Here is a 22,132-nt window from a genome sequence, read left to right as displayed (position 1 = left end):
GATGCACCTGCTGCGCGTCGATACGGTCTCCCTCGACGAGGGCGAGGCGGCGGTCGATCTGGGCCAGGCGCCCGGCGACATCGTCGCCCTGTCCTTCACCGATTCCGACCTCGCCGGACTCGCCGGCGCCTACGCGTCGTTGTCCGGCGACTGGCCGAGCCTGCGGCTCGCCAAGATGGCGCAGCTGCGCCACCCGCTCTCCGTCGACCTCTACGCCGACGCGGTGATCGCCCGGGCGCGCTTCGTGCTGGTGCGCTGCCTCGGCGGGATGGATTACTGGCGCTACGGCCTCGAGCGGCTGGCCGAGACCTGCCGGGCCCATGGTATCCCCTTCGTCGTGCTGCCGGGCTGCGACCGGCCTGATCCGCGGCTGGCCGCCATCTCGACCGTCGCGCCGGAGCTGCGCGACGCCCTCGACGGCTACGTCCGGGCCGGCGGGATCGAGAACCTGCGCGGGCTCCTGACCCGGATCGCCGCCGAGCTCGGCCGGCCGGTCGTCGCCACGCCGCCCCGGGCCCTGCCGCGGGGATTCGCCTGGTGCCCGGGCTGCGGCCCCCTCGACGCGCTCGGCCCCGCCTCGCCCCTGCCCCGCGCCCTGGTGCTGGTCTATCGCTCGGCGATTCTCGGCGGCGATACCGCGCCGGCTGCCGCACTCGCCGCTGCCCTGTGGGAGCGGGGGCTCAGCCCCACCATCGTCGCCGTCGCGAGCCTGAAGGACCCGGAGGCGGTGGCGGTCGTGCGCGACGCGCTGGCCCGGCACCGGCCCGCCGTGATCGTCGCCGCCACCGCCTTCTCGGCCCGGGACGATGCCGGCTTCGTCCTCGATGTCGCCGATTGCCCGGTGGTCCAGGCCTTCACGGTCGGCTCGGGCCGGGACGCCTGGGCGGCCTCCGCCCGGGGGCTCAACGCCGCCGACCTCGCCATGCAGGTCGCCCTGCCGGAATTCGACGGGCGCCTCTCCGGTTTCCCGATCTCCCACAAGGAGGAGGCGCCGGAGGTCGAGGGGTTCCGCGAGCGCCGGGCGGTGCCGGATTTCGCCGGCATTGCCGCCACGGCCGACCGGGCCGCCGCCTGGGCCCGCCTCGCCGGCATCCCGCGGGGAGAGCGCCGCCTCGCCCTCGTCCTGTCCGATTACCCGGCCCGGGGTGGCAGGGCCGGATTCGCGGTCGGGCTCGACACGCCCGCGAGCACGACGGCGATCCTCGACCTGCTCCGCCGCGAGGGCTACGCCGTCACGGACATCCCCGAGGCCGACGCCCTGATGCGCCGGCTCACCGAGGATGCGCCGGACCTCGCGGTGCCGCTTGCCGCCTACGAGGCCTGGCGCTCCCGGCTGCCGGCGGAGGCGCGCGCGGCGCTCGCCGCGGAATGGGGGATGCCTGCGGACGACGCGAGCGTCCGGGACGGCGCCTTCCGGTTCCGGGCGGTGCGGGCCGGCCGGGTGCTGGTGGCGCTCCAGCCCGACCGGGGCCACAAGGGCGACCGCAAGGCCGGCTACCACGACCCCGACGCGGTGCCCTGCCACGCCTACCTGGCGTTCCACCTCGCCCTGCGCGGCGAGGCGGATGCGCTGATCCATCTCGGCACCCACGGCACCACCGAGTGGCTGCCCGGCAAGGCGGTGGCGCTCTCGCCCGCCTGCTGGCCGGCCCTCGCGGTCGGGGCGCTGCCGGTGGTCTATCCGTTCATCGTCGACGATCCGGGCGAGGCGGCGCCGGCCAAGCGGCGGATCGGCGCCGTCACGATCGGCCACCTGCCGCCCGAGACGGCGGCTGCCGGGCTCGACCCGGAGGCCGCCACCCTGCGCGAGCTGGTCGAGGAGTATTCCGCCGCCACCGTGCTCGATCCGCGCCGCGCCGCCCTGATCGCCCGCGGCATCCTCGAGCGGGCCGGAGATTCGGGGCTGCTGGCGGCGGCCGGCATCGACCGCGACACCCCGATGCCCGACGCGCTGGCCGCCCTCGACGCGCATCTGTGCGACCTCGCCGAGGTGACGATGCGCGACGGGCTGCACGTCTTTGGCGAGGCGCCGGAGGCCCATGCCGAATGCGGGCCGGCGGAGCGGGCGGGGCTGCTCGCCGCCCTCGATGGCCGCTTCGTAGCCCCGGGGCCCGCCGGCTCGCCGGCCCGCGGCCGGGCCGACGTGCTGCCCACCGGGCGCAACCTCGCGACCCTCGATCCCCGTGCCCTCCCGACCAGGGCCGCCACGATGCTCGGCGACAAGGCCGCGGCCGAGGTGGTGCGGCGCTACCTGCAGGACGAGGGCGAGTACCCGGCCCGCCTCGTCATGGACCTGTGGGCCTCTCCGACTCTGCGCACCGGCGGCGAGGACGTGGCGCAGGCGCTCGCGCTGATGGGCGTGCGCCCGACCTGGGACCACGCCTCGACCCGGGTGACCGGATTCGAGGTGCTGCCCCTCGCCCTTCTCGACCGGCCGCGGATCGACGTGACGGTGCGGGTGTCCGGTGCCTTCCGCGACACCTTTCCCGACACCCTGGCGCTCCTCGACCGGGCCGCCCGGGCGGTCGCGTCGCGCGAGGAGGAGGATGCCGACAACCCGCTGGCGGCCGCCCGCCGCCGGGGCGAGGCGCCCGCACGGGTCTTCGGCGCCGCGCCGGGCCGCTACGGTGCCGGCACCGCGTCGCTCGCCCTCGACGGCGAGTGGTCCGGGCGCGGCGACCTCGCCCGCGCCTACCTCGACGCCACCGCGGAGGCGACGGGAGCGGAGGATGCCGATTTCGCCGCCCGGGTCGCGGCGGCGGACGCCTACCTGCACGCCTTCGACGTCGCCGAGCGCGACCTTCTCGACGGCGATGCCGGCGCCGACGCGATGGGCGGCTTCTCGGCCGCGGCGGCCTCGCTCGGGGCGGCGCCCGCGCTCTACAGCCTCGACACCAGCCGGCCCGAGGCGCCGAAGGCCCGCACCGCCCGCGAGGACGTCGCCCGCCTGGTGCGCGGGCGGCTGACCCATCCGCGCTGGATCGCCGCGCAGCTCCGCCACGGCTGGCGCGGGGCGCAGGAACTGGCCCAGGGGCTCGACGCCGTCTTCGTCATGGCGGCGGCCACGGACGCTGTGGCGGATGCCGAGATCGACCGGCTCTACGACGCCTATCTCGGCGACCCCGAGGTGCTGGCGGCGATCGAGGAGGCGAATCCCGGCGTCGCCGAGGCGCTCCGGTCCCGCTTCGCCGAGCTGCGCGACCGCGGCCTGTGGCAGAGCCGGCGCAACTCGCTCGCCGCCCTCGAGCCTCGCGAGGCCGCGGAATGAGCGTGGACCCGGCGCCCCGCCGCGGCTGGTGCCCCGGCCTCGCCCGGCCGATGCCGACCGGCGACGGGCTCCTCGTGCGCCTCCACCCGGTCTCCGGCCGGCTCTCGGCCGGGCAGGTTCGCGCGGCGGCCCGTGCGGCCCGCGAGGGCGGGAACGGCCTCCTCGACGTGACGGCCCGGGGCAACCTGCAGATCCGCGGCGTGACGGCGGAGAGCCACGGAGGCGTGGTCGGGATTCTCGCGGCGGCAGGCCTCGGCGACGCGCGCCAGGACGGCGGACCGCAGCGCCTGACCCTCGACGCGCCGCTTGCGGGGGCGGATGTCCTCGCCGTGGTCGCGGCCGTGGAGGCGATCGGACGGGAGATCGCGGGGCTGCCGGCAAAGACCCTGGTGGCGGTGGAGGATGCGGCGGGCGGGCTCGGGCCGGTCGAGGCGGATGTCTGGGTGCAGGTGGCATTCGACGAAAGGTGCCCCCTCACCTCGATGTCGCCGTCTCAGGCGCGAGTTTTCTCCTCTCCCAGCGGGCGGGGAGAGGAGACGCGCACATGGCGGCGAGCGATGTCGGAAGGCGCCCAAGACACGCTTCTTCCGGCGCTCCAGCTCGCCATCGCAACCCCGGCCGCCCCACTCTGGCTCGCGCCGATGCCGGCCCCCGCCGCGCTCGCCGCCCTGCGCACGCTCCTGCACGGCCTCGCCGCCTCGGGGGCCCGCCGGATGCGCGCGCTTCCCGACGCGGCACGCGGCACCCTCCTCGACGGCCTCGAACGGGGCGATGCGCCGCCGGCCGGCATCGTGCATCCCGCCGGCCTGCACGGCCGCACGCTCCTCGCCGAACTGCCCTTCGGCCGCTGCGATGCCGCCCTTCTCGACCGCCTCGCAGGGTGGAGCGAGCGCTACGGGGACGGCCACCTCGCCCTCACGCCGAGCCGGGGCATCGCCCTGACGGCGCGGGACGAATCCAGTGCCGCGCGTTTGCACGACGAGGCCGCGTCCGCCGGCCTGATCGTCGATCCCGCAGATCCGCGTCGCGCCGTCGCGGCCTGCCCCGGCGCGCCGGCCTGCGCGTCGGGCGGCACCCCGGCGCAGGGCGACGCGCCGCGCCTCGCCGCCGCCTTCGCGGCTCTCGCCCGGGAGGGAGCCACCGCCCACGTCTCCGGCTGCCCGAAGGGCTGCGCCCATCCCGGCCCCGCGACGCTGACCCTGGTCGGCCGGCCCGACGGCCGCTACGGGGTGGTACTGGACGGCCACGCCGGGGCCGACCAGCACCTTGTCCTGACTTTCGGTGCCGTGCTGGAGCGGCTAGAGAGCCTTCGCGAATTGTCCAGCCCACAGGCCGAGTCCGGCCTCAGAGACGCCTTCCGGGAGCCCGCATGACCCCGCGCCTCGACTACATCCGCGACGGCGCCGCCATCTACGCGCGCTCCTTCGCGATGATCCGCGCCGAATCCGACCTCAGCCGCTTCCACGGCGCCGCCGAGCGGGTGGCGGTGCGGATGATCCATGCCTGCGGCATGACCGACCTGCCGGCCGACATCGATCTGTCGCCGGATTTCGCCGACGCCGCCGAGGGCGCTTTGCGCCGCGGCGCCCCGATCCTGTGCGACGTCCGCATGGTCGCCGACGGCGTCACCCGGACCCGTCTGCCGGCCGGCAACGAGGTGATCTGCACCCTGTCCGACCCGCGGGTGCCGGACCTCGCCAAGACCCTCGACACCACCCGGAGCGCCGCCGCGATGGAGTTGTGGCGCGACCGGCTCGCCGGGTCGATCGTCGCCGTCGGCAACGCGCCGACCGCGCTGTTTCGCCTGCTCGAGATGCTGGACGAGGGCGTGGCGCCGCCCGCCGCGGTGATCGGCATCCCGGTCGGCTTCGTCGGCGCCGCCGAATCGAAGGATGCGCTCGCCGCGGACGGGCGCGTGCCCTTCCTGGTGGTGCGCGGCCGGCGCGGCGGCAGCGCCATGGCGGCGGCGGCCGTCAACGCGCTCGCCAACGAGGTCGAGTGATGGACGGCCCGTCCGATTTCCCCAAGGCCGACCCGGCCGAGATTCCGTCCGCCCCGCCCGCGGCCGTCACCGGCACGCTCTACGGCGTCGGCATGGGGCCGGGCGACCCGGACTACCTCACCGTGCGGGCTGTGCGGGTGCTGGAGCGCGCCCACCACCTCGTGCATTTCTGCAAGGCGGGCAAGCGCGGCAACGCCCGCACCATCGCCGACGCGGTGGTGCACGACGCGGCCCGCGAATGGCCGCTGCCCTACCCCTACACCACCGAGCTGCACCCCGAGGATCCGGCCTACGTGGCGGCGCTCGCGGCGTTCTACGACGAGGCGGCAGACGACCTCGCCGCGGTGCTGGCGGCGGGCCGCGACGTGGCGATCCTGTCGGAGGGCGATCCCTTCTTCTACGGCTCGTTCATGCATCTGTGGCGCCGCCTGAAGGACCGGTTTCCGGTCGAGGTGGTGCCGGGCGTCACCGGCATGTCGGGCTGCTGGACCCGGGCCAACACCCCGATCACCTGGGGCGACGACGTGCTGACCGTGCTCCCCGCCACCCTGCCGCACGCGACGCTGGTGGCGCGGCTGAAGACCACCGACGCCGCCGTGGTGATGAAGCTCGGCCGCCACCTGCCCAAGGTGCGCGCGGCTTTGGCCGAGGCCGGGCTGATCGACCGCGCGGTCTATGTCGAGCGCGGCACCATGGCGGGGGAGAGCGTGACGCCGCTCGGCCAGAAGCCGGACGACGCCGCGCCCTACTTCTCGATGGTGCTGGTACCGGGCGAGGGCCGCCGGCCGTGAGCGGCTCCGTCACGGTGATCGGCCTCGGGCCGGGCGATCCGCGCTACCTCACGCCCGCCGCGCAAGCCGCGCTCGACGCGGCGCAGGACCTCATCGGCTATTTTCCCTACGTCGCCCGGGTGCCGGAGCGGCCGGGGCTGACGCGCCACGCCAGCGACAACCGGGTCGAGGTCGACCGGGCCCGCCACGCCCTCGAGCTCGCCGCCGCCGGCCGCCGGGTCGCGGTGGTATCGGGGGGCGATCCGGGCGTCTTCGCCATGGCGGCGGCTTTGTTCGAGGCGCTGGAGGCGGGCGATCCAGCCTGGCGCGCGCTGTCCATCACGGTCGAGCCCGGCATCACCGCGATGCTGGCGGCAGCGGCGCGGATCGGTGCGCCGCTCGGCGGCGATTTCTGCGCCCTCTCGCTGTCCGACAACCTGAAGCCCTGGGAGGTCATCACCGCCCGGCTCGAAGCCGTGCTGACCGCCGACCTGGTGATCGCGCTCTACAACCCGATCTCCCGGGCCCGGCCCTGGCAGCTCGGCGCGGCGCTGGCGCTCGCCGCCGAGCACCGCGCGCCCGAGACCCCGGTGATCCTCGCCCGCGCCGTCGGCCGGCCGGACGAGGCGATCCGGATCCTGACGCTCGCCGAGGCCCGCGAGGCCTCCGCCGACATGGCGACGCTGGTGATGATCGGCGCGAGCGCGACCCGGCTGATCCCGCGGGAGGGCGCGGCGCCCTTCGTCTACACCCCGCGCTCGGTCGCCCGATGAGCGTCGATCCAGGCCAGCACGTCGTCGATCCGCGAGACCTGCGCCACCTCCGGCAGCGCGGGCTGGCGTACGATCACCACCGGCAGGCCGAGGCTGCGGGCCGCCGCGATCTTGCCGTAGGTCGCCGCCCCGCCGGAATTCTTGGTCGCCAGGATTTCGACGCCGTGGGCGCGCATCAGGGCGGCCTCGTCCTCGGCGCCGAAGGGCCCGCGGGCCTCGATCGCCGTCACGTCGATCCCGGGCAGCGCGTCGCCGACCGGCTCGATGGTGCGCACGAGGTAGCGGTGCCGGGGGGCGGCCGCGAAGGCGGCGAGCTCGAGGCGCCCGACCGTCAGGAACACCCTTTTAGGGACCTCGCCGAGCGCCGGCACGGCGTCGGGCACCGAATCGACCTCGCGCCAGTCGTCGCCGGGCGCGCGGGCCCAGGCCGGGCGCCGCACGGCGAGGAGCGGCACGCCGGCCTCGCGGCTCGCCGCCGCGGCGTTGCGCGAGATGATTCTGGCGAAGGGATGCGTGGCATCGATCAAAGCCGCGATGCGGTGCTCGCGGAGATGAGCCGCCAGTCCTTCCGCTCCGCCGAATCCGCCGATGCGGGTGCGCACCGGCAGGGCGATGGGCGCCGTGGTGCGCCCGGCGAGCGACAAGGTGACGTCGTGGTCCGGCCGGTCGGCGAGCCGCCGCACCAGCGCGGCGGCCTCGGTGGTGCCGCCCAGGATGAGGATGCGCATGGCCGCCTTGTCGCCTGAGGTTCTCCCCGTGTCGAGCGTCGCTCCCTGGCTCGCCGTCGTCGGCATCGGCGAGGACGGGCGGGCCGGCCTGTCGCCGGCCGCGAGCGCCGCCCTCGATGGCGCCGGGCTCGTGATCGGCGGGCGACGCCACCTGGAACTGGCCGGCCCGCTCTCCGCCGAGACCCTGGCCTGGCCGAGCCCGCTCTCGGACGCATACCCGGCGATCCTCGCCCGGCGCGGGCAGCCGACCTGCGTGCTCGCCACCGGCGACCCGTTCCATTACGGCGTCGGCGCCGAGCTCGCCCGATTGGTGCCGGCCGGCGAGATCGTCGCCTATCCCCAGCCCTCGGCCTTCAGCCTCGCCGCCGCCCGCCTCGGCTGGCCGCTCGCCGAGGTGGCCTGCCTGACCCTGCACGGGCGGGCGCTGGAACGGGTGATCCCCCATCTCCAGCCCGGCGCCCGGCTCCTCGTCCTGTCCTGGGACGGCTCCACACCGAAAAAACTCGCGGCGCTGATGAGCGAGCGCGGCTTTGCCCGCTCGCGCCTCACCGTGCTCGAAGCGATGGGCGGGCCGCGGGAGCGCCGCCGCACCGGCCTCGCGGCGACGTTCTCTCAGGACGAGATCGACCCGCTCAACACGATCGCGGTCGAGGTCGTGGCCGAGCCGGACGCCCAGGTGATCCCGCTCAGCCCCGGCCTCGACGACGCCTGGTTCGAGAGCGACGGCCAGCTCACCAAGGCGGAGATCCGCGCCGTCACCCTGTCGGCCCTGCGCCCCCGCGCCGGCCAGCTGCTGTGGGATGTCGGCGCCGGCTCGGGCTCGATCGGCATCGAGTGGTGCCTGCGCCATCCGGCGAACCGCGCCGTCGCGATCGAGGCGCGCGAGGAGCGCGCCGGCCGCATCCGCCGCAACGCGCGCGCCCTCGGCGTGCCAGACCTCCAGGTCGTGGTCGGCCGCGCCCCGGACAGCCTCGCCGGGCTGCCGGCGCCGGACACCGCCTTCATCGGCGGCGGCGTCTCCGATCCGGCCCTGGTCGCGGCGGTGCTCGCCGCCCTGCCCCACGGCGGGCGCCTCGTCGCCAACGCGGTGACGCTGGAGAGCGAGGCCCTGCTGCTGCGCTGCCACGCCGAGCATGGCGGCACCCTGCGGCGCCTCTCGATCGCCCGGGCCGAGCCGGTCGGCCACCTCACCGGGTGGCGCACCGCGATGCCGGTGACGCAATGGGCGCTGGCAAAGCCGTGATGGGCCCCATCCTGCACGCCCGGGTGCCGGGCTCGGCCCCGCCGCCCGCGATCCAGCACGGCCCCGGCCGCACGCCTGCTCCCGCGACGCCGCGCGCCCTCGTTGCGGGAATCGGCTTTCGCCACGCCACCACGGCGGACGAGATCCTGTCCCTGCTGGCCGAGGGCCTGCGCCAGGCGGATCGCCCCGGGGCGCACCTCGCGGCGCTGGCCACCGCCGAGGACCGGGCCGACGATCCGGCGATCCGGGCCGCGGCCGAGACCCTCGGCGTGCCCCTCGTCGCGATCGGGGTCGAAGCCCTGCGCGAGGCCGGCCGGCGGGTCGTCACCCGCTCGGTCCGCATCGAGGCCCTGCGCGGCGTCGGCTCGCTCGCCGAGGCCGCGGCCCTCGCGGCGGCCGGGCCCGAGGGCCGCCTCGTCCTGCCCCGCATCGCCTCGGCGGGCGCCACCTGCGCGCTCGCCGCCAGCGGAGACGCCCTTTCGTCATGATCCACTTCATCGGCGCCGGCCCCGGGGCCGCCGACCTCATCACCGTGCGCGGGCGCGACCTCATCGCCCGCTGCCCTGTCTGCCTGCATGCCGGCTCGCTGGTAGCACCGGAGATCCTGTCCTGGTGTCCGCCCGGCGCGCGGATCGTCGACACCGCCCCCCTGTCGCTCGACGCGATCATCGACGAGATGGCGGCGGCGCACGCGGCCGGCCGCGAGGTGGCGCGGCTGCATTCCGGCGACCTCTCGATCTGGAGCGCGGTGGCCGAGCAGACCCGCCGCCTCGACCGGCTCGGCATCCCCTACGACCTCACCCCCGGCGTCCCCTCCTTCGCCGCCGCCGCCTCGGTGCTCGGCCGCGAGCTGACGGTGCCGGAACTGGCCCAATCGGTGGTGCTCACCCGCACCAGCGGCCGCGCCTCGGCGATGCCCGACACGGAACGCCTCGCCGCCTTCGCGGCGACCCGGGCGACGCTGGCGATCCACCTCTCCATCCACGTCGTCGCGACGGTCGCGGCCGAGCTGATCCCGCATTACGGGCCGGACTGCCCGGCCGCCGTGGTCTTCCGCGCCACCTGGCCGGACGAGCGGGTCTTGCGCGGCACCCTGTCCACCATCGCCGATCAGGTCGCGGCGGCGGGACTGGAGCGCACGGCGCTGATCCTGGTCGGCCCGGCGCTCGGGGCGACGGAGTTCCGCGAGAGCGCGCTCTATGCGGTGGATTACGACCGGCGGTTCAGGCCGGGCGGCGCCGTGACGGTACCCACCGGCCCCCGGTCGGCTTGACCCGGTTTCGCGACGGCTCCCGGCCGTTGCGGGTTTTGCACGCCGTCGGTGGAGTTCGTTCATGCGGATGAGAATGGCCACCGACGCCGATGTAGCCGTGCTCGCCCGGATCCACACGGCGAGCTGGAGGGCCGCGTATCGCGGGATCCTCGATCCGGACTTTCTCTCCGGTCCGATCGAGGAGGAGCGGCTGGAAGCATGGACCGGCCGCCTCGGGCCGCACCAGCCGCACGTGACCGCCCTCATCGCCGAGGACGTCGACGGGCCGGTCGGTTTCGTCTGCGCGGTCGGGGCGGATGACGAGCGCTGGGGAACGCTGATCGACAATCTCCATGTCCTCCCCACGGCGAAGGGGCGAGGCTTGGGGACGGATCTGCTCGGAGCCGCGGCCGACTGGTCCCTGCAAGGCTACCCCGATTCGGGGATCACCCTGTGGTGCTTCGAGCAGAACGAGCCGGCCCGTCGCTTCTACGAGCGGCGCGGAGGTGTCATCGTCGAGCGAAGCCGGCACTCCGTTCCCGGCGGTGGCGACCGGCCGGTGCTTCGCTATCATTGGCCCGATCCCGCCTCCGCAATCGGCCTGCAACGCCTCGCCGATCGCCTCTGACGCCCACCGAGACGATCGGTTCGATTGGGACTCGGCGCCGACTGTCCCAATAGTTGGCCTGCAACGCCCCTCACCCCACCGGATGGAACGGCGCCCGCCCGACCAGCCCGCCCTCCCGGTCGAACACCACCACCTCGAGCGAGCTGCCCGAGCCTGCCAATGCCCGCGCGGCGGTGGCCCAGGCGTAGCGGGCGACGAGGTCGGCGAGCGGCAGGGCGCTGCCTTGCGCGAGCCGCAGCACCTCGAGGGCGGTGTTGGCGCCTGCCGCCCGGCGGGCGAGGTCGGGGGCGCCCCCGGCCTCGACGACCCGCTCCGACAACCAAGCGAGGTCGACCGGGCCGGAGCGCGAATGCAGGTCGAGGAGGCCGTGGCCGAGCTTCGCCATCTTGGCGATGCCGCCCGCCACCGTGACCCGCGGCACCGGGTGGCGGCGCAGGTATTTCAGCATCCCGCCGGCGAAGTCGCCCATGTCGATCAGCGCCTGGGGGGGCAGGCCGTGCAGGCGCGCCACCGCCTCCTCCGAGGTCGAGCCGGTGGCGCCGGCGACGTGGTCGAGGGCGCCGGCCCGGGCGACGTCGACGCCGCGATGGATCGAATCGATCCAGGCGGCGCAGGAATACGGCACCACCACCCCGGTCGTGCCGAGCACCGACAGGCCGCCGAGGATGCCGAGCCGCGGGTTGAGGGTCTTCTGGGCCAGGGCCTCGCCGCCGGGGATCGACACCTCGACCACCACGTCGGGCGGTCCGCCGAGGCCGGCGGCGGCCTCGGCGATCGCGGCGGCGATCATCCGGCGGGGGGCCGGGTTGATCGCCGGCTCGCCGACCGGCAGCGGCAGCCCGGCCCGGGTCACGGTGCCGACGCCGGGCCCGGCCCGGAACGCGATGCCGGAGCCTGGCGGCCCCTTTCGGACCGTCGCCAGGACCAGGACCCCGTGTGTCACGTCGGGATCGTCGCCGGCATCCTTCACGACGCCGGCGAAGGCCCCGCCATCGACCAGCCCGCTCCGTGCCAGGGCGAAGGTCGGACGGGCGCCGCTCGGCAGCGGGATCTCGACCGGATCCGGGACGAGGCCGGTGACGAGGCCGGCATAGGCCGCCTTGGCGGCGGCCGCCGCGCAGGCGCCCGTGGTCCAGCCGCGGCGCAGGGTCTCCCGAGGTCGTGTCGCATCCATGCGGCGTGGTATCACCCAGCGGCGGCGCGGTGAATGCGCGCCGCGCGCTCGACAGATGGACGCCTTCGTGACCGTACGCCCCGCCCGTGGCCTTCTCGTCGCCGCCGCCCGCTCCGGGTCCGGCAAGACCACCGTGACCCTCGCCCTGCTGCGAGCCCTGCGCCGGCGCGGGCTGGCGGTGGCCGGGGCGAAATGCGGGCCGGACTACATCGACCCCGCCTTCCACGCCGCCGCGACGGGGCGACCGAGCTACAACCTCGACAGCTTCGCCATGGACGGCGCCCTCCTCGACGCGGTGGCGGGCCGGGCCGGCGAGGCGGCCGAGCTGGTCCTGGCCGAGGGCTCGATGGGGCTGTTCGACGGCGTCGTGGCGGAAGAGGGCCGCAGCGGCGCCAATGCCGACATCGCGGCCCGCTACGGCTGGCCGGTGGTGCTGGTGCTCGACGTCTCGGGGGCGGCGCAATCGGCCGCCGCGACGGCGCTCGGGGTGCGGGCCTACGACCCGCGCCTGCATCTGGCCGGGGTGATCCTCAACAAGGTCGCGAGCCCGCGCCACCGCCGCCTCGTCGAGGTCGGCCTCGCCCGGATCGGCGTTCGGGTCCTCGGCGCCGTGCCGCGGGAGGCGTCCCTGGTGCTGCCGGAGCGCCATCTCGGCCTGATCCAGGCCGGCGAGACCGAGGATCTGGAGGCCCGCCTCGACCGCCTCGCCGAGCTGGCCGAGGCCTCGATCGACCTCGACGCGGTGGTGGCCGCCGCCGGCGGGCGGGTGCCCGACCCCGCGACCGGCATCCTGCCGCCGCCGCCCGGGCAGCGCATCGCGGTCGCGCGCGACGCCGCGTTCTCGTTCGTCTACCCGCATCTGGAGGCCGGCTGGCGCGCGGCCGGGGCCGAGATCGTGCCGTTCTCGCCGCTCGCCGACGAGGCGCCACCGGCCGGCTGCGACGCCTGCTGGCTGCCCGGGGGCTACCCCGAATTGCATGCCGGGCGCATCGCCGCGGCGTCCCGCTTCCTCGACGGGCTGCACACCTTCGCCGGGACGCGGCCGGTCCACGGCGAGTGCGGCGGCTACATGGTGCTGGGCGAGAGCCTGGAGGATGCCGAGGGGACGACTTACCGCATGGCCGGGCTCCTGCCGGTGGCGACGTCCTACGCGCGGCGGCGCCTGCACCTCGGCTACCGGATCGCCACGCTCCTCGGAGCGGGCTCCCTCGGCACGACCGGCCAGGGCCTCGTCGGGCATGAATTCCACTACGCGAGCGAACTCACGCCGCCGCCGGGGACCGACGAGGCCCTGGCCGAGGTCACGGATGCGGAGGGGCGCCCCCTGGGGCTCGCCGGGCACCGGCGCGGCCGGGTCAGCGGCAGCTTCTTCCATCTCGTCGGGCTGCGCTGACCGCGACCGGACGAGAGTGTCGGAGGCCGGCTACTCGGCGGCGGTGGCCGTCGCCTCGACGCTCGCGGCGGCGGCGGCCGAGCGGCCGAGGCGGGCGGCCGAGCGCACGATCGCCAGCACCTCGCGGCGCAGCTGCTCGTCCTCGATCTGCACGTAGGCGCGCAGGAGTTCGATCGCGCCCTGGGCGCTCAGGAAGCCGAAGACGTTGTCGTCGCTGCCGTCACCGCCGGCCTGGTCCTCGAAGAAGGCCGAGACCGGGACCTCGAGCAGACGGGCGATCTCGCGCAGGCGGCCGGCGCCGACGCGGTTCTGGCCCTTCTCGTATTTCTGCACCTGCTGGAAGGTGACGCCGACGGCGTTGCCGAGGGCCGTCTGGCTCAGTCCCTTGGCCTTGCGCAGGGCCGTGATGCGGACTCCGACGAGCCGATCGACCTCAGTGGTTTGCTTGGGCATCGGTCCTCAACGTCTTCGTTCTGGCCTGTCGGAGGCTCCGGCCCGATCCCCGGGCTGCCGCCGTCCCGCGTCGTCCTTGCCCGCAAGGACAACCGGGGCGGTGACGCACCGGCGGCCTCGCGGCTTCCACTCGGGCCGGCGGCGAAGACGCCTCGCCTCCGGTCCGCCCTTCAATGCCTTCCGGGCTCGCGCCGGACGATCCGCCACTTGTGGCGCGTCCGGCGGGCCGATGACCAGTCATTCCGTCTGCCTAGGCCGCTTCGGTCACGGTCGAGGAAGCGGGCCTGGGTCTGACATGCAACCCAACGCACGTCTACACGCTCCGAGTGAATTCCCCAAGGGAACAGAGGTTAAAAAAATTACTGAGATCCCACCTAACCGGAGGTCGCGTGCCGGAGCTTCCGGGGCAGGCCCGGGCGGGTCACCTTGCCGGTCACCTTGCCGATAGCGACGGGGCCCCCATCTCAACGGCCGAGCCCGAGGAAGCCCGGAAGGATGCCCGCCATGTTCATCGCCATGAACCGGTTCAAGGTCTACAAGGACGCCGCGCAGGACTTCGAGCAGGTCTGGCTGGGGCGCGACAGCCACCTCGGCGAGATGCCGGGCTTCGTCGAGTTCCACCTGCTGCGCGGACCGGAGGCCGAGGACCACATCCTCTATGCCTCGCACACGATCTGGTCCTCGAAGGCCGATTTCGAGGCCTGGACCCGCTCCGAGCAGTTCCGCAAGGCCCATAGCCGCGCCCCGGGGACGAAGCCGCTCTATCTCGGCCACCCGCAATTCGAGGGCTTCGAGACGATCCAGACCGTCGCCCGCAACGACTGAGCCGGAACCGTCCGGAGCGGGAATCCGACGGGCGGGGCCCCGAGCCCCGCCCGCGTCGTCAGGCGGCGCGGGGCGCCTCGAGCCGCGGCAGGAACGCCGCAAGCAGCCCGACCGCCGGCAGGAAGGCGCAGAGTCCGTACACGAACTCGATGCTGGTGCGGTCGGCGACCTCCCCCAGCACCGCGGCGCCGAGGCCCCCCATGCCGAAGGCGAAACCGAAGAACAGCCCGCCGACGAGGCCGACGCGCCCGGGCAGCAGCTCCTGGGCGTAGACCAGGATCGCCGGCATCGCCGAGGCCAGGATCAGGCCGATCGGCACCGTGAGCGCCACGGTCCAGAACAGGTTGGCGTGCGGCAGCGCCAGGGTGAAGGGCAGCACGCCGAGGATCGAGCCCCAGATCACCACCTTGCGGCCGAACCGGTCGCCGATCGGGCCGCCCGCCACCGTGCCGGCCGCGACCGCACCGAGGAACACAAACAGGTAGAGCTGCGATTCCTGCACCGACACGCCGAAGCGGTGGATCAGGTAGAAGGTGAAGTACGAGCTCAGGCTCGCCATGTAGAAGTACTTGGAGAAGATCAGCACCAGCAGGACCGCGATGGTGGCGACAACCTTGCCTCGCGGCAGGTCGCGCCCGCCGGTGCCGGCCTTGCGCGGGCGCGCCGCCCCGGTGCGCAGCCGCTCGCGGTACCAGCGCCCGACGAGGGACAGCACCACGAAGCCGGCCAACGCCGCGACCGCGAACAGCGCGACGCTGGCCTGCCCGAGGGGTACCACGATGAAGGCCGCGAGCAGCGGCCCGAGGGCCGAGCCGGCATTGCCGCCGACCTGGAACACCGACTGGGCCAGCCCGTAGCGCCCGCCCGAGGCGAGGCGGGCGACCCGCGAGGCCTCCGGGTGGAAGATCGCCGAGCCGAGGCCGACGCAGCAGGCGGCCAGGATCAGGAGCCCGTAGGTCCCGGCATGGGACAGGAGCAGCAGGCCGCAGAGCGACAGCAGCATGCCGGCGGCGAGGGAGAACGGCATCGGCCGCTTGTCGGTGACGAGGCCGACCACCGGTTGCAGCAGCGAGGCGGTGAGCTGGAACGCCAGGGTGAGCACGCCGATCTGGGCGAAGTCGAGCGCGTAGCTCTGCTTCAGGAGCGGGTAGATCGCCGGCAGCAGCGACTGGATCATGTCGTTGAGGAGGTGCGACAGGCTCAGGCCCCCGAGCACCAGGGCCGCCGGCCCGGTCGCGGCCGGAGCGACGATGGCCGTCGCCGGCGCGGCCTGCGGCGGCCCGGTCACCGGCGCCGCGACGGCCTCGATCGCCGCATTCTCCCCCGTCGCATTCACCCGCGCGCCGCTCGCCGTCGCATCCATCGCCTGACGCCTCCCCGGGCGGCCATCGAGCCGGCCGCCTCCCGCCGCGCCGCCTGTCGAACCAGGGGTTACGGCCGAGCGTCCCATACACCCGCCCGGCGCCCCCGTCCCGTCGCGGGCCGCAGGTCTGGAATGCCCGCGGTCCCGGGCTTGCTCACGCTTTCTGCAACCGCCGGTGACGGGATAGGGAATGTGCGATAACGGCACGCTCCCACCCGGCCCGTTCCGAGGCGGCACAGACGCGGTCACGGGTCATCTCGCCATGCGACACGAACGGTTCCCGGAGGACGGCAGCGCCAACCTCGCCTCGTCGGAGGCGCGCGCGGTCTGGAACGCGCTCCTCCCCCGGCGCGGACGGGCCGCCCTGCGCCTCGCGATCGCCGCCGCCGCCGCGCTGGCCGAGCTCGCCGCCGTGGCCATCACCGGGCTCGCCTGCGAGATAACCTACCATCTCGTCACCTACGAGCGGCAGCCCGAGCTCGGCCCGTCGCTCGCCGTCGGGCTGTTCCTCGGCCTGTTCGTGGTGCTGCCGAACGTCGCGCGCGGCGAGTACAGCATCGAGAACTACCTCGCCCGCGCCCCGCATTTCCGCCGGGTCGTGAGCCTGTGGCTCGCCGCCTGGGCGGTAGTGCTGGTCCTCGGCTTCCTCAGCAAGACCACCGGCGACCATTCCCGCGCGGCGGCGCTCGCCACCTTCCTCACCGGCCTGCCGGCCCTCGTCGCCACCCGCCTCGTCACCGTCGGGCTGGTGCGCCGGCTGATCACGCCGCGCTCCGATTCGGCCCGCCGCATCCACCTGATCGGCTACGAGGAGGACGTCGCGAGCTTCTACGCCACCCACGACACCGCGGCGCTCGGCCTGCGGGTGATCGGCGTCAGCACCCTGCGCAACGCCCCCGAGGGCGGCGACCAGGAGGCGCGCCGGACCCAGCTCGCGGAGGATCTTGACCTCAGCGTCTCGGTGGTGCGCTTCCTGCGGCCCGACGACGTGTTCGTGCTCGTGCCCTGGGCCGAGGTCGAGGACCTCGAGGCCTGCGTCGACGCCTTTTTGCGGGTCCCGGTCGCCCTGCACCTGCGGCCGGGCCGGGTGATGGACCGCTTCAGCGACGTCCGGGTCGGCCGGGTCGGCCTCCTCACCGGCATCAATGTCGGTCGCGCGCCGCTCTCCCCGGTCGAGATCGCCGCCAAGCGCACCTTCGACGTCGTGGTGGGCTCGCTCGCCCTAGTGGCGCTCTCCCCGCTGCTCCTGCTGATCGCGATCCTGATCCGCCTCGACAGCCGCGGCCCGAGCCTGTTCCGCCAGAAGCGCTACGGCTTCAACCAGGAGGCGTTCTGGGTGTTCAAGTTCCGCAGCATGCGGACCGATGCCGGCAGCGCCTTCCGGCAGGCGACCCGGGACGACGACCGCATCACCCGGATCGGCCGCATCCTGCGCCGCACCAACCTCGACGAACTGCCCCAGCTCCTCAACGTGATCCGGGGCGACATGTCGCTGGTCGGCCCCCGCCCCCACGCGGTCGCCCACGACCGCAGTTTCGAGCGCCGCATCGCCCTCTACGCCCGCCGCCACAACGTGCGGCCCGGCATCACCGGCTGGGCCCAGGTCAACGGGTTGCGCGGCGAGACCCTGACCGATGCCGACATGCAGCGGCGCGTCGAGCACGACCTGTTCTACATCGACAACTGGTCGCTGTGGTTCGACCTGCGGATCCTGGTGATGACCGTGGTGGCGCGGAGCGCGTTCCGGAACGCGTATTGAGGTGGACAGGGACCCGCTTGGAGGCGGGTCCCGTGGGCGCTCAGCTCGCCAGGCGCCGGCCTTGGCGGCGGCTCTCCTCGAAGGCCTGGAGGTCGAGGGCGAGGGCGACGACCTGGTCGGACTTGAGGCGGGTCGGGTCGATCGGGCCGCCGAAGCCGTGGCCGAGATAGATCTCCTGGACGTCGGGCGAGCGCATCGCGCCGCCCATGGTCCAGTTCGGGAAGAGCCGCGCGGCGACGTCGCGGACGTTGAGGATCGTCGCGCTCGCGTGGCGCGGGTCGCGGGCGATGCGGTTGTAGGTCTCCGTCACCTTGCCGCGCTCGCCCTCCAGGATCTGCACGAACCACTGGGTGTCGAAGATCAGGAAGCCCGTGATCGCGTCGCGGGCATTGTTGCGCTGGGACACCGAGAGGATCTCGCGCATGTTGGTCAGCATGGCGCGGTCGCCGCCCGGCACGGTGTTGCGGCTGTAATAGACGAGCTGATGGATCATCGACGCTTCACTCCACCGGCCCGAGGGCGGAGCGCTCGGGTGAGCGTCCGGGGCCGTCATCGCGGGCCGGTCACGATGCGCGCGTCCGGCATGAGCGGGAACATGGGGCGGGACGATCGAGTGACGACAAAACGTCGTTCGACAGCATTAACGGTTCCTGCCGATCGACGAACGACGTCGATTGGGCGAACTTAACATGGAGCAAACAGCGCGAGAACTGGGGATGAGGTGCCGGATTACCCGGCCTCCGCCCGCCCCTGGCATGCCCCGCACTCGCCCTCGATCTCGACGATCCGGCTCGCCGGCTTGAACCCGGCCTCGGCCAGCGTGCGGTCGAGGCTGCGCTCGATCTCGGCCGAGATCGTCTCGTCGACGCTGCCGCAGCTGCGGCAGATCAGGAAGACCGCACTCTCGCCGGCGCCGTGGCCGTGCTCGCAGGGCACGAAGGCGTTGCGGCTGGCGATGCGGTGGACGAGGCCGTGCTCGGTGAGGAAGTCGAGGGCACGGTAGACCGAGACCGCGGCGACGCGCTTGCCCGGGACGCTGAGGCGCTCGGCGATGTCGTAGGCGCCGAGCGGCCGGCCCTCCTCGGCGACGACCTCCAGGGTGCGCCGGCGCAGGGCGGTGAATTGCAGGCCGAGGTCCTGCGCCAGCCGCTCGGCCCGGGCCACGAGGTCGGCCGTGCGGGCCGGGCCGTGAGCGTCGTGCGCGTGGCCGTGATGCCCGCAGGTTTCGTGCTCGTCCATGCGCTTCCCCGCCTCCATGCGCTTCCCCGCCGCGTTCCCCGCCCCCGAGCCGCCGCGTGCGGCTGGCCTACCGCAACCCGGCGGCGGTTGACAGGCCCTGCCTGTTACAGTGTAACGCTCGGCGCTTGGGCGGCACCCGGCCGTCCCCCATATGGGGTCCGCGACGACGCCCGCCGAGGGCGCGCCCCGGACCCGAAGCGACGAATCGCCGATGCCGCACAATCATGGCCCCGCCGCGCCGGCCGACACTGCCGTCCCGCGCCGCCTGCCGGCGCCGTTCTCCCTGCTGCGGCAGGGCCTCGGGCCGCGCCTCGCCCTGGCAACCCTGCCGGCCCTCGCGGTCTGGGGCCTGATCGGCTGGGCGACGGCGTGATGGCGCCCCTCCCCCGCCCCGCGCCCGGCGGCGCCCTCGCCTTCCGCGGCCTCACCCTCGGCTATGCCCGGCATCCGGCGGTCCACCACCTCGACGGCACGTTCCGCCCCGGTTCGCTCACGGCGGTGGTCGGGCCGAACGGCGCCGGCAAGTCGACCCTGCTCAAGGGCATCATGGGCGAGATCGGCCCGCTCGAGGGCGAGGTCGTCCGTTCGGGCCTGTCCCGCCAGGACATCGCCTATCTGCCGCAGGCGGCCGAGATCGACCGCGCCTTCCCGATCGGCGTCTTCGACCTCGTGGCGATGGGGCTGTGGCGCCGGGTCGGGCCGTGGCGCTCGCTCGGGCGGCATCGCGGCGCCGTCGAGGCGGCGCTGGCGGCGGTCGGTCTCACCGGCTTCGAGCGCCGGCCGATCGGCACCCTGTCGGGCGGCCAGCTGCGCCGGGCGCTCTTTGCCCGGGTCCTGCTCCAGGACGCGCGGGTGATCCTGCTCGACGAGCCCTTCGCGGCGATCGACGCCCGCACCACCGACGAATTGCTCGCCCTGGTCCACGGCTGGCACGGCGAGGGCCGCACCGTGGTGGCGGTGCTGCACGACCTCGACCAGGTCGCCCGCCACTTCCCCGAGACGCTGCTGCTCGCCCGCGAGGCGGTGGCCTGGGGCGCCACCGCCACCGCGCTCACGCCCGAGAACCTGCGGCGGGCTCGCCGGCTCTGCGAGGCCTGGGACGAGGAGGCGCCGGTCTGCCGCGCTCCGGCGCAGCCCCATGCCCACGGGCCGCAAGACCACGGATCCCACGATCACGCATCCCACGACAACGGCCCTCACGGCCGCCACAACCACGGGCACGCCGCGTGATCGACCTCCTGACCGCGCCCTTCGTCGAGTTCGCCTTCATGCGCCGGGCGCTCGCGGGCTGCGTCGCCCTGTCGGTGGGGGCCGCCCCGGTTGGGGTCTTCCTCACCCTGCGGCGCATGAGCCTGATGAGCGAGGCCATGAGCCACGCCATCCTGCCGGGCGCGGCGGTCGGCTTCCTGTGGGCCGGGCTGTCCTTGCCCGCCATGACCCTCGGCGGCCTCGTCGCCGGCCTCGCGGTGGCGATGCTCTCGGGCCTCGTCGCCCGCTCGACGGTCCTGCGCGAGGATGCCAGCCTCGCGGCCTTCTACCTGATCTCGCTGGCTGGCGGCGTACTGCTGATCTCGGCCCGCGGCTCGTCGATCGACCTCCTGCACATCCTGTTCGGCACGGTGCTGGCGCTCGACGACGATGCGCTGGTGCTGCTCGGCGGCATCTCCACGGTGACGCTCATCGGCCTCGCGGTCGCCTACCGGCCGCTGGTCATGGAATGCGTCGATCCGCTCTTCCTGCGCTCGGTCGGCCGGGCGAGCGGGCCGGTGCACTACGCCTTCCTGGCGCTCGTGGTGCTCAACCTCGTCGGCGGCTTCGCGGCGCTCGGCACGCTGCTCGCCGTCGGGCTGATGCTGCTGCCGGCGATCACCGCCCGGTTCTGGGCCGTCGACCTCAGCGGCCTCCTGCCGGCCTCGGTGGTCCTGGCGCTGATGGCGAGCGTCGCGGGGCTCTTGGTCTCCTACTACGCCAGCCTGCCGACCGGTCCGGCGATCGTGCTCGCGGCCGGCGCGCTCTATCTCGCCTCGATGCTGCTCGGGCCCCGAGGCGGCCTCGTCTGGCGGCTGATCCCGGCCCGCCACCTGGAGGCGTGAGCGCCGCTACCGGTCGCCTTGCGGCGCCTTCGCCGGCTCGCCCCGGTGGGCGGCGCGCCGGCAGGCGTCGGAGCAGTAGCGGACCTCGTCCCAGACCCGCTCCCACTTCTTGCGCCAGGCGAAGGGCCGGCCGCATTGGACGCAGACCTTCTGCGGCAGGTCGCCCTTGCGACGCATCTTCGGCATCGGTTCAGCGCCCGGTCTTGCCGGCATCGGCCAGCGGAATCGCGCTCCAGCGGGTGATCTGCACGTAGCCGTCGCGGGCCGCCACCAGGATCTGGCGGCGGTAGGAATGCACCACCGTGCCGGGGGCGTGGCGGTGTGCCTCGGTCCAGCCCTGGGCCTCCTGGACGAAGACCCGGCCGTCGTTGATCCGCGCCAGGGTCTCGATGGCGCCGAAGGCCCGGACGCGGCGCAGGATCGCCTCGACCGGCTGGCGGAAGTCGAGGGTGCGGTCGAGGTCGCTCACCCGCGGCCAGTAGGCGCCGTCGCCCTGGGGCTCGGCCCGGCGCCACAGGGCGGGCAGGTCGCGGGCGATCGGCCCGCGGGCGAGCCGCACCGCCGCCATCTGGCAGCGGGCGAGCAGGGTCTCGTGTGTCTCGGCGCCGGAGATCGGGAAGAGATCCTGGGCCAGGATGTCGCCGGTGTCGAACCCGTCCTCGGCCAGCACGTGGGCGGTGACGCCCCAGCTCTCGTAGGAATCCAGGATGGCGCGAAACAGCGGGTAGGGCCCGCGCCCGTCCGGCAGCGGCGAGGGATGGAAGTTGAGGGCGTAGCGCACCCGGCCCGGCCAGCCGGTGATCAGCCAGGGGTAGCCCGCCACCACCAGCGCCCAGTCGCGGCCGTGCTCGGCCGACAGCGCCTCGATGTCCGACACCCGCAGGCGGGAGAGCTGCATCGGCACCCGGTGGCGCCGCGCCAGGGCCACCACCGCGTCGTTCTGGTCGTAGATCCCGTCGCAGGGGCGGGTGAACAGCTTGATCGGCTGCCAGCCCGACGCGACCAGGGCCTCGAACACCCCGCCGAGGAAATCGATGCCCGCGAAGGCGAATTTCACGTCACGGCTCCTTCCGATCCGCAGGCCCGCGCCGCCCGCCGCTCCCTGCGTCAGTTCGGCCCGCCCCCGGCGCCCCCGAACGCCCTAGCTAGCGTTATGGGCAGGCGGAAGG

23 protein-coding genes are annotated in these 22,132 nt (G+C 74.3%); 15 read left to right on the top strand and 8 right to left on the bottom strand.

What is annotated here, in order from left to right; translation table 11 throughout:
- The first annotated feature begins 1 nt into the window (after nucleotide 1).
- The 5 genes from cobN to cobJ are packed head-to-tail and all read left to right on the top strand — an operon-like array spanning nucleotide 2 to nucleotide 6,813.
- The gene (gene cobN, locus V3T34_RS24745; protein ID WP_305077170.1) at nucleotides 2-3,268 is read left to right on the top strand and encodes a cobaltochelatase subunit CobN; all 3,267 of its coding nucleotides are present in this window, start codon (nucleotides 2-4) and stop codon (nucleotides 3,266-3,268) included.
- The gene (locus V3T34_RS24740) at nucleotides 3,265-4,641 is read left to right on the top strand and encodes a nitrite reductase (RefSeq protein ID WP_305077169.1); all 1,377 of its coding nucleotides are present in this window, start codon (nucleotides 3,265-3,267) and stop codon (nucleotides 4,639-4,641) included. The genes cobN and V3T34_RS24740 overlap by 4 nt, the downstream gene beginning before the upstream one ends.
- Nucleotides 4,638-5,270 (top strand): precorrin-8X methylmutase, encoded by a 633-nt coding sequence (locus V3T34_RS24735; protein ID WP_305077168.1) that lies wholly within the window; start codon nucleotides 4,638-4,640, stop codon nucleotides 5,268-5,270. Before V3T34_RS24740 ends, V3T34_RS24735 begins: the two co-directional genes overlap by 4 nt.
- Entirely contained in the window at nucleotides 5,270-6,061 is a 792-nt protein-coding gene (locus tag V3T34_RS24730) for a precorrin-2 C(20)-methyltransferase (RefSeq protein ID WP_060846556.1), read from the top strand. The genes V3T34_RS24735 and V3T34_RS24730 overlap by 1 nt, the downstream gene beginning before the upstream one ends.
- Nucleotides 6,058-6,813, top strand: coding sequence for a precorrin-3B C(17)-methyltransferase (cobJ, locus tag V3T34_RS24725; RefSeq protein WP_305077167.1), 756 nt, complete (start codon nucleotides 6,058-6,060; stop codon nucleotides 6,811-6,813). The genes V3T34_RS24730 and cobJ overlap by 4 nt, the downstream gene beginning before the upstream one ends.
- Here the strand turns inward: cobJ and V3T34_RS24720 are convergent.
- On the bottom strand, nucleotides 6,786-7,541 hold the full coding sequence (locus V3T34_RS24720) for a cobalt-precorrin-6A reductase (protein ID WP_305077166.1): 756 nt from the start codon (nucleotides 7,539-7,541) through the stop codon (nucleotides 6,786-6,788). The two genes, cobJ and V3T34_RS24720, sit on opposite strands and share 28 nt — an antisense overlap.
- Here V3T34_RS24720 and V3T34_RS24715 point away from each other — a divergent pair.
- The 4 genes from V3T34_RS24715 (at nucleotide 7,540) to V3T34_RS24700 (ending at nucleotide 10,664) form a co-directional block, all read left to right on the top strand.
- Nucleotides 7,540-8,784, top strand: a complete 1,245-nt coding sequence (locus V3T34_RS24715) for a bifunctional cobalt-precorrin-7 (C(5))-methyltransferase/cobalt-precorrin-6B (C(15))-methyltransferase (RefSeq protein WP_060846558.1) — start codon at nucleotides 7,540-7,542, stop codon at nucleotides 8,782-8,784. The genes V3T34_RS24720 and V3T34_RS24715 overlap by 2 nt on opposite strands.
- Nucleotides 8,784-9,272 carry a cobalamin biosynthesis protein gene (locus V3T34_RS24710; protein ID WP_305077165.1) on the top strand — a complete coding sequence of 163 codons (489 nt, stop codon included), beginning with the start codon at nucleotides 8,784-8,786 and terminating at the stop codon, nucleotides 9,270-9,272. Before V3T34_RS24715 ends, V3T34_RS24710 begins: the two co-directional genes overlap by 1 nt.
- On the top strand, nucleotides 9,269-10,057 hold the full coding sequence (gene cobM / locus V3T34_RS24705) for a precorrin-4 C(11)-methyltransferase (RefSeq protein ID WP_060846559.1): 789 nt from the start codon (nucleotides 9,269-9,271) through the stop codon (nucleotides 10,055-10,057). The genes V3T34_RS24710 and cobM overlap by 4 nt, the downstream gene beginning before the upstream one ends.
- Before the next feature lie 73 nt (nucleotides 10,058-10,130).
- Nucleotides 10,131-10,664: a GNAT family N-acetyltransferase gene (locus V3T34_RS24700; RefSeq protein WP_305077164.1), complete on the top strand. Its 534-nt coding sequence runs from the start codon at nucleotides 10,131-10,133 to the stop codon at nucleotides 10,662-10,664.
- A gap of 70 nt (nucleotides 10,665-10,734) precedes the next feature.
- Here V3T34_RS24700 and V3T34_RS24695 read toward each other — a convergent pair whose 3' ends face one another.
- Entirely contained in the window at nucleotides 10,735-11,838 is a 1,104-nt protein-coding gene (locus tag V3T34_RS24695) for a cobalt-precorrin-5B (C(1))-methyltransferase (RefSeq protein WP_060846561.1), read from the bottom strand.
- 55 nt (nucleotides 11,839-11,893) lie between these two features.
- Between V3T34_RS24695 and V3T34_RS24690 the strand changes: the two genes are divergently transcribed.
- A complete protein-coding gene (locus V3T34_RS24690) occupies nucleotides 11,894-13,231 on the top strand; it encodes a cobyrinate a,c-diamide synthase (RefSeq protein WP_407942767.1) in 1,338 nt (445 codons plus the stop codon).
- Between the two features lie 30 nt (nucleotides 13,232-13,261).
- On the opposite strand, the gene V3T34_RS24685 is transcribed toward V3T34_RS24690, so the two are convergent.
- Entirely contained in the window at nucleotides 13,262-13,684 is a 423-nt protein-coding gene (locus tag V3T34_RS24685) for a helix-turn-helix domain-containing protein (protein WP_060846563.1), read from the bottom strand.
- A gap of 504 nt (nucleotides 13,685-14,188) precedes the next feature.
- Between V3T34_RS24685 and V3T34_RS24680 the strand changes: the two genes are divergently transcribed.
- Nucleotides 14,189-14,509, top strand: coding sequence for an antibiotic biosynthesis monooxygenase family protein (locus V3T34_RS24680; RefSeq protein ID WP_048425756.1), 321 nt, complete (start codon nucleotides 14,189-14,191; stop codon nucleotides 14,507-14,509).
- 58 nt (nucleotides 14,510-14,567) lie between these two features.
- Here V3T34_RS24680 and V3T34_RS24675 read toward each other — a convergent pair whose 3' ends face one another.
- The gene (locus V3T34_RS24675; protein WP_305077162.1) at nucleotides 14,568-15,872 is read right to left on the bottom strand and encodes an MFS transporter; all 1,305 of its coding nucleotides are present in this window, start codon (nucleotides 15,870-15,872) and stop codon (nucleotides 14,568-14,570) included.
- 262 nt (nucleotides 15,873-16,134) lie between these two features.
- Between V3T34_RS24675 and V3T34_RS24670 the strand changes: the two genes are divergently transcribed.
- Entirely contained in the window at nucleotides 16,135-17,631 is a 1,497-nt protein-coding gene (locus tag V3T34_RS24670; protein ID WP_305077161.1) for an undecaprenyl-phosphate glucose phosphotransferase, read from the top strand.
- Nucleotides 17,632-17,671: 40 nt separating this feature from the next.
- Here the strand turns inward: V3T34_RS24670 and V3T34_RS24665 are convergent, their stop codons facing one another.
- Together V3T34_RS24665 and V3T34_RS24660 are read right to left on the bottom strand one after the other, a co-directional pair.
- A complete protein-coding gene (locus V3T34_RS24665) occupies nucleotides 17,672-18,124 on the bottom strand; it encodes a BLUF domain-containing protein (protein ID WP_305077160.1) in 453 nt (150 codons plus the stop codon).
- A 236-nt stretch (nucleotides 18,125-18,360) separates the two neighbouring features.
- Complete coding sequence (locus V3T34_RS24660; protein WP_305077159.1) at nucleotides 18,361-18,870, bottom strand: Fur family transcriptional regulator; 510 nt, start codon at nucleotides 18,868-18,870, stop codon at nucleotides 18,361-18,363.
- 211 nt (nucleotides 18,871-19,081) lie between these two features.
- On the opposite strand from V3T34_RS24660, the gene V3T34_RS24655 reads away from it, so the two are divergent.
- Genes V3T34_RS24655 through V3T34_RS24645 form a run of 3 tightly spaced genes read left to right on the top strand, consistent with a single transcriptional unit; the run spans nucleotide 19,082 to nucleotide 20,963 of the window.
- Nucleotides 19,082-19,243, top strand: a complete 162-nt coding sequence (locus V3T34_RS24655; RefSeq protein ID WP_305077158.1) for a hypothetical protein — start codon at nucleotides 19,082-19,084, stop codon at nucleotides 19,241-19,243.
- On the top strand, nucleotides 19,243-20,100 hold the full coding sequence (locus V3T34_RS24650; protein ID WP_305077157.1) for a metal ABC transporter ATP-binding protein: 858 nt from the start codon (nucleotides 19,243-19,245) through the stop codon (nucleotides 20,098-20,100). Before V3T34_RS24655 ends, V3T34_RS24650 begins: the two co-directional genes overlap by 1 nt.
- Nucleotides 20,101-20,138: 38 nt before the next feature.
- Complete coding sequence (locus tag V3T34_RS24645; protein WP_091888735.1) at nucleotides 20,139-20,963, top strand: metal ABC transporter permease; 825 nt, start codon at nucleotides 20,139-20,141, stop codon at nucleotides 20,961-20,963.
- Nucleotides 20,964-20,969: 6 nt separating this feature from the next.
- Here the strand turns inward: V3T34_RS24645 and V3T34_RS24640 are convergent, their stop codons facing one another.
- Both V3T34_RS24640 and V3T34_RS24635 read right to left on the bottom strand, forming a co-directional pair.
- Nucleotides 20,970-21,149 (bottom strand): DUF2256 domain-containing protein, encoded by a 180-nt coding sequence (locus V3T34_RS24640; RefSeq protein WP_060846570.1) that lies wholly within the window; start codon nucleotides 21,147-21,149, stop codon nucleotides 20,970-20,972.
- A gap of 4 nt (nucleotides 21,150-21,153) precedes the next feature.
- Nucleotides 21,154-22,020: a methionyl-tRNA formyltransferase gene (locus V3T34_RS24635; RefSeq protein WP_305077156.1), complete on the bottom strand. Its 867-nt coding sequence runs from the start codon at nucleotides 22,018-22,020 to the stop codon at nucleotides 21,154-21,156.
- Nucleotides 22,021-22,132: the final 112 nt, after the last annotated feature.

It is taken from the genome of Methylobacterium ajmalii (genome assembly GCF_036448855.1).
GTDB lineage: Bacteria > Pseudomonadota > Alphaproteobacteria > Rhizobiales > Beijerinckiaceae > Methylobacterium > Methylobacterium ajmalii.
This window is presented reverse-complemented; position numbering and strand designations above follow the sequence as displayed.

Coding starts and splice junctions, on each gene's coding strand:
- cobN (WP_305077170.1), top strand. CDS start 2: ATGCACCTGCTGCGCGTCGATACGGTCTCCCTCGACGAGGGCGAGGCG.
- V3T34_RS24740 (WP_305077169.1), top strand. CDS start 3,265: ATGAGCGTGGACCCGGCGCCCCGCCGCGGCTGGTGCCCCGGCCTCGCC.
- V3T34_RS24735 (WP_305077168.1), top strand. CDS start 4,638: ATGACCCCGCGCCTCGACTACATCCGCGACGGCGCCGCCATCTACGCG.
- V3T34_RS24730 (WP_060846556.1), top strand. CDS start 5,270: ATGGACGGCCCGTCCGATTTCCCCAAGGCCGACCCGGCCGAGATTCCG.
- V3T34_RS24715 (WP_060846558.1), top strand. CDS start 7,540: ATGGCCGCCTTGTCGCCTGAGGTTCTCCCCGTGTCGAGCGTCGCTCCC.
- V3T34_RS24720 (WP_305077166.1), bottom strand. CDS start 7,541: ATGCGCATCCTCATCCTGGGCGGCACCACCGAGGCCGCCGCGCTGGTG.
- V3T34_RS24710 (WP_305077165.1), top strand. CDS start 8,784: ATGGGCCCCATCCTGCACGCCCGGGTGCCGGGCTCGGCCCCGCCGCCC.
- cobM (WP_060846559.1), top strand. CDS start 9,269: ATGATCCACTTCATCGGCGCCGGCCCCGGGGCCGCCGACCTCATCACC.
- V3T34_RS24700 (WP_305077164.1), top strand. CDS start 10,131: ATGGCCACCGACGCCGATGTAGCCGTGCTCGCCCGGATCCACACGGCG.
- V3T34_RS24695 (WP_060846561.1), bottom strand. CDS start 11,838: ATGGATGCGACACGACCTCGGGAGACCCTGCGCCGCGGCTGGACCACG.
- V3T34_RS24690 (WP_407942767.1), top strand. CDS start 11,894: ATGGACGCCTTCGTGACCGTACGCCCCGCCCGTGGCCTTCTCGTCGCC.
- V3T34_RS24685 (WP_060846563.1), bottom strand. CDS start 13,684: ATGCCCAAGCAAACCACTGAGGTCGATCGGCTCGTCGGAGTCCGCATC.
- V3T34_RS24680 (WP_048425756.1), top strand. CDS start 14,189: ATGTTCATCGCCATGAACCGGTTCAAGGTCTACAAGGACGCCGCGCAG.
- V3T34_RS24675 (WP_305077162.1), bottom strand. CDS start 15,872: ATGGATGCGACGGCGAGCGGCGCGCGGGTGAATGCGACGGGGGAGAAT.
- V3T34_RS24670 (WP_305077161.1), top strand. CDS start 16,135: ATGCGACACGAACGGTTCCCGGAGGACGGCAGCGCCAACCTCGCCTCG.
- V3T34_RS24665 (WP_305077160.1), bottom strand. CDS start 18,124: ATGATCCATCAGCTCGTCTATTACAGCCGCAACACCGTGCCGGGCGGC.
- V3T34_RS24660 (WP_305077159.1), bottom strand. CDS start 18,870: ATGGACGAGCACGAAACCTGCGGGCATCACGGCCACGCGCACGACGCT.
- V3T34_RS24655 (WP_305077158.1), top strand. CDS start 19,082: ATGCCGCACAATCATGGCCCCGCCGCGCCGGCCGACACTGCCGTCCCG.
- V3T34_RS24650 (WP_305077157.1), top strand. CDS start 19,243: ATGGCGCCCCTCCCCCGCCCCGCGCCCGGCGGCGCCCTCGCCTTCCGC.
- V3T34_RS24645 (WP_091888735.1), top strand. CDS start 20,139: ATGCGCCGGGCGCTCGCGGGCTGCGTCGCCCTGTCGGTGGGGGCCGCC.
- V3T34_RS24640 (WP_060846570.1), bottom strand. CDS start 21,149: ATGCCGAAGATGCGTCGCAAGGGCGACCTGCCGCAGAAGGTCTGCGTC.